Genomic DNA, 4133 nt, shown 5'->3' with positions numbered 1-4133 from the left:
TCTTGGACTCGCTCTTCTCGGAGTCGTCCTTCTTGCTGTAGTCGTCCTTCTTGGACTCGCTCTTCTCGGAGTCGTCCTTCTTGCTGTAGTCGTCCTTCTTGGACTCGCTCTTCTCGGAGTCGTCCTTCTTGCCGTAGTCGTCCTTCTTCGAGTCGTCCTGCTTCTTCGACTCGCCCTGCTTGTCGTAGTCGTCCTTCTTCTCGGACTTGCTGTGGTCCTCGCTGGAGGAGGAGCCGGACTCCTGGCTCCAGTCCTCCGCAACGGTCATGGCATATGCGACCGGAGCAGTAATCGTCAGGACCGCGGTGATTGCGGCTGAGGCGCACAGGGTGCGGGCAGAGCGCATGAGAGCACGTTCCTTTCGCCGCTTCTGCGAGGGCTGACACTTCGTCGGCTCGTCGGATCGCAGCTGCGACTTGTTCACCGTCAGCCGGATAACGGCTTCGCACCAGCGGAGAAAGCTGCATTAGAGGGACACCGTGGGCCCTTCGAGTGGCGACACGCCGGACAATCACCCGTTGAGCGGCAGCCGAAGTGGAGCAACGCCTGGAGGGCTCGGCGAGAGAGGCCGGCCCCGTCGCCTTCGCCGCGCATTGGGACTGAACGTGAGCACTCGTGTCGGTCCTGTGATTTTCCGAGCTTTTGCCCATCCGGGTCCGAGGCGGCGCCGAACTAGTTGTGTCACGGCCGAACACGGCCATCGGGTGCCGGATCCGAACAGCAGAGGCGGGTCCTCGGCCCGGATACGGGCAGCGCCGTGGCGTGTGCGTCCGTTCCGCATCAGGGAGGAGTGTCCGATGGCTGTTCCCATCCGTGTCCGCCGTCTGGTGACAGGTGTCGCTGCCACGGGCCTGCTGGCCGGAGGTGCCGCGTTCGGTCCCGTCGGTGCGGCTGCCGCCACGCCTGTGCCGGCCACCACGGCGGCAAGCACACACGCTGCCGGCGGCTACGACGATTGCGATTGGAAGAAGGGGCACTGGGAGAAGAGGTGGGTCGAGGACGACTCGGACAAGAGGTGGGACAGGGACCACTCCGATCGTGGCGAGGGACGACGCGACCACAGGAATCGCGACGACGAGCGGACCAACGGCCACTGGGAGGACACCTGGGAGAAGGGGCACTGGGAGTGCACACAGCGGTGACCGCACCGGTGACCGGTACCGGTGTGCGAAGCGGACTCCGGCCCACCGGACCGGGACGCCGGAGGCCCGCGTATCCGGGCGTGCGGACGGTTCGAATCAGTGGTGGCATGGATAGCGGGCCAGCCCGCTGGGCACTGCGGTGTCCACGACGCGCGAGGGAACGAGTGCCAGCACCTGATCCGGATCCTGGCGCCCCGGGGCCGCTGAGCGAGCCGGGGCTGGATGAGCTGATGGTCCGGGTGGGTCGTGGTGACCAAGACGCCTTCGTGCCTGTGTATGAAAGGGTCAGCGGTCCGGTACTGGGTCTGGTGCGCCGGGTCCTGAGGGATCCGGCCCAGTCCGAGGAGGTGACTCAGGACGTGCTGGTGGAGGTGTGGCGCACCGCAGGCCGGTTCCGGCCCGAGCAGGGCAGCGCCCTGACATGGGTGCTGACGCTGGCCCACCGGCGCGCGGTGGATCGCGTCCGCTCGGCCCAGGCCCGTGGCGAACGGGAACGCCGGGTGGCCCTGCTGGAGTCCGGGCCGCCCTTCGACGAGGTGGTCGAACAGGTCGAGACCAGCCTCGAGCGTCAGCAGGTCCGCCGCTGTCTGCAGTCGCTGACCGACCTGCAGCGGGAATCGGTCGTGCTCGCCTTCTATCACGGGCTCACTTACCGGGAAGTGGCCGACTGTCTGTCGCAGCCGCTCGGCACGGTCAAGGCACGCATGCGTGACGGCCTGATCCGGCTGCGTGACTGTCTGCGGGAGGGAGAGGGAGGGACACGGCGATGAAGAACGGAGAGCGGCACGCGGCAGTCGGTGCGTATGTGCTCCACGCACTGCCGGACACCGAGCGGCGCGCGTTCGAGGAGCACCTGGCCTCCTGCGACGCGTGCAGGGCAGAGGTCGCGCAGCTCTCCGCCACGACCGCGCGGCTGGGGCAGGCGGTGGCCGCCGAGCCCCCGGCCGATCTGCAGCGGCGCGTACTGGAACGGATCGCCGTCACCCCGCAGGATCCGATCGTCCCCCGGCAGGCGGGAGTGCGAGGCCGCGATACGGGCCGCCGGCTGCTGCAGCTGGCGCTGGCGGCGTGCCTGGCGCTGGCGGCGGTCCTGGGCGGCGTTGCCGTATGGGAGTACCAGGCGGCGGAGGAGGCCAGGTCGGAGCTGGCCCAGGCAGAGGAGCGGTATGCCGGTGTCGCCGACATACTGGCCGCGCCCGATGTGGAGCTCCATACGCAGACGCTGTCGGACGGAACCACCGGCACGATCGCGGTGTCCCGCAGCGCGGACGCCGCGGCCTTCATCGCCTCGAGAATCCCGCCGCTGCCGGCCGACAAGACGTACGCGCTGTGGTTCAGCGACGACGGTACGTTCAGGCCGGCCGGGCTGGTCAGCGGAGTCGAGGCTCAGGAGATGCAGATGCTGGACGGGCCCGTGAACCAGGCGACGGCCGTGGGCATCACGGTCGAGCCCATCGGCGGCTCGCCGCAGCCGACCAGTCAGCCGCTGGGTCTGATCGGCATTCCGACGTGACCGCTGACCGGCATTCCGGCGTGACCGCACGCGCCGCCGGCCCGCACGAGAGCGTCACCTTCCACCGCGACGCCAGATGTGGATCGTCGCGATGGCCAAGGGGTGGTCGTCGGGCCGGCGCCGTGTGCGGTGGCAGCGGCCAACTCGTCTAGGTGGAAGCCGAATTGCCGGGTTGCTCCGGGCTGCGGCGGTCCTCTCACCCGGGGTGACCCGCGGCCCGGCCGTTCTCCGCGATCCGGGACCGGGCCGCCGGCAACGCGGCCTTCCTCACCCGCGCGCCCGGCACCCGGCCGAGGCGGCCCCGCATGGCTGCACGATCACCGGGCCCGGCTGGTGTATCCAGGAGGGATGGACCCTCGGAGCCTGCGCGAGGACCAGCGATGGTCATGGCTGCCGAGCCATGCGCTGCTCGTGGTGCCGCTCGCGTTGATCGTCATCGTCACGATCGTCGACGTCCTGGCTCCGGCCGAAGTGCACCTGGGACCGTTCCTGGTCGCGGCCCCTGCGATCGCGGCGTCGTTCGCCGGGCCCAGAATCACCGCTTTCGTCGGCGCGGTCGCCGTCCTGGCTCAGGCCGTCGTCGCGATTGCGCGTACCACTCTCATTGACTTGAACCATCTGTTCCAGATCACCGCACTGATCTTGATCTCGGCGATCGTGACGTTCTTCTCGTATCTCAGGGAGCGGCACGAGAAGGAGCTGATGCAGCTGCGCACGGTCGCCGAAGCCACCCAGGCGGTGGTTCTGCGGCCTCTGCCGCAGCAGGTAGGGCCGCTGAGGATCGCCTCCGTCTACCTGGCAGCCGAGGCCGAGGCCCAGATCGGCGGTGACCTGTACGCGGCCGTACGCACCGATCGCGGCACCCGGTTCATCATCGGGGACGTCCGCGGCAAGGGGCTGCCGGCCATCGGTGACGCCGCGCTGCTCCTGGGCGCCTTCCGGGCGGCCGCGCATCGCCAGGCCGATCTGCCGCTGCTGGTCGCCTATCTGGAAGGGACCGTCACCTCGGAGCTCGACGATCCCACCGCCGGCGTGGCGGAACAGGAGGGCGTGGGCGAAGCGTTCACCACCGCGGCCGTACTCGACGTCCCCGACGCGGAGCCGTTGCTTCATCTGATCAACTGCGGGCATCCGCCGCCCCTGCTCCTGCACGAAGGCGAGGTCGTCCCACTGGAGGCGGGCAGTCCCGCCCTTCCGCTGGGCCTCGCCGCCTTCGGGGAGCCGTCCTACGCCGCGGACACTTTCGGCTTCACAGCCGGTGACACTCTCGTGCTCTACACCGACGGCGTCGTCGAAGCCCGCGACGAGCACGGCGAGTTCTACCCACTGGCCGAACGCGCTGCCACCTGGCGGGGCGAAGACCCGCAGACGTTCCTGCGGCACCTGTGTGCGGACCTCATTGACCACGCAGGCGGCTTCCTGGGGGACGACGCCGCCGTGGTGGTGATCCAACGGCTTGCCGCGCCGACCGCTGCCAC

At 69.2% G+C, this 4133-nt stretch carries 4 protein-coding genes and 1 pseudogene; 4 read left to right on the top strand and 1 reads right to left on the bottom strand.

Annotation, left to right across the window (positions count from 1 at the left end; genetic code table 11):
- Positions 1–268 (bottom strand): annotated as a pseudogene (locus ACWGI8_RS40680) (hypothetical protein); the annotation flags it as partial.
- 529 nt (positions 269–797) lie between these two features.
- Between ACWGI8_RS40680 and ACWGI8_RS40675 the strand changes: the two are divergent.
- The 4 genes from ACWGI8_RS40675 to ACWGI8_RS40660 all read left to right on the top strand — a co-directional run.
- Positions 798–1142: a hypothetical protein gene (locus tag ACWGI8_RS40675; protein WP_453668484.1), complete on the top strand. Its 345-nt coding sequence runs from the start codon at positions 798–800 to the stop codon at positions 1140–1142.
- Positions 1143–1306: 164 nt separating this feature from the next.
- Entirely contained in the window at positions 1307–1912 is a 606-nt protein-coding gene (sigK, locus tag ACWGI8_RS40670) for an ECF RNA polymerase sigma factor SigK (RefSeq protein ID WP_453668483.1), read from the top strand.
- Positions 1909–2655, top strand: a complete 747-nt coding sequence (locus ACWGI8_RS40665) for an anti-sigma factor (RefSeq protein WP_453668482.1) — start codon at positions 1909–1911, stop codon at positions 2653–2655. The genes sigK and ACWGI8_RS40665 overlap by 4 nt, the downstream gene beginning before the upstream one ends.
- 348 nt (positions 2656–3003) lie before the next feature.
- The coding region (locus tag ACWGI8_RS40660; RefSeq protein ID WP_453668481.1) for a PP2C family protein-serine/threonine phosphatase at positions 3004–4133 on the top strand (1130 nt) is incomplete at its 3' end.

Source organism: Streptomyces sp. NPDC054841 (assembly GCF_053611045.1).
Note: the sequence above shows the minus strand (reverse complement) of the source record. Positions and strands in the feature narration are given on the sequence as shown.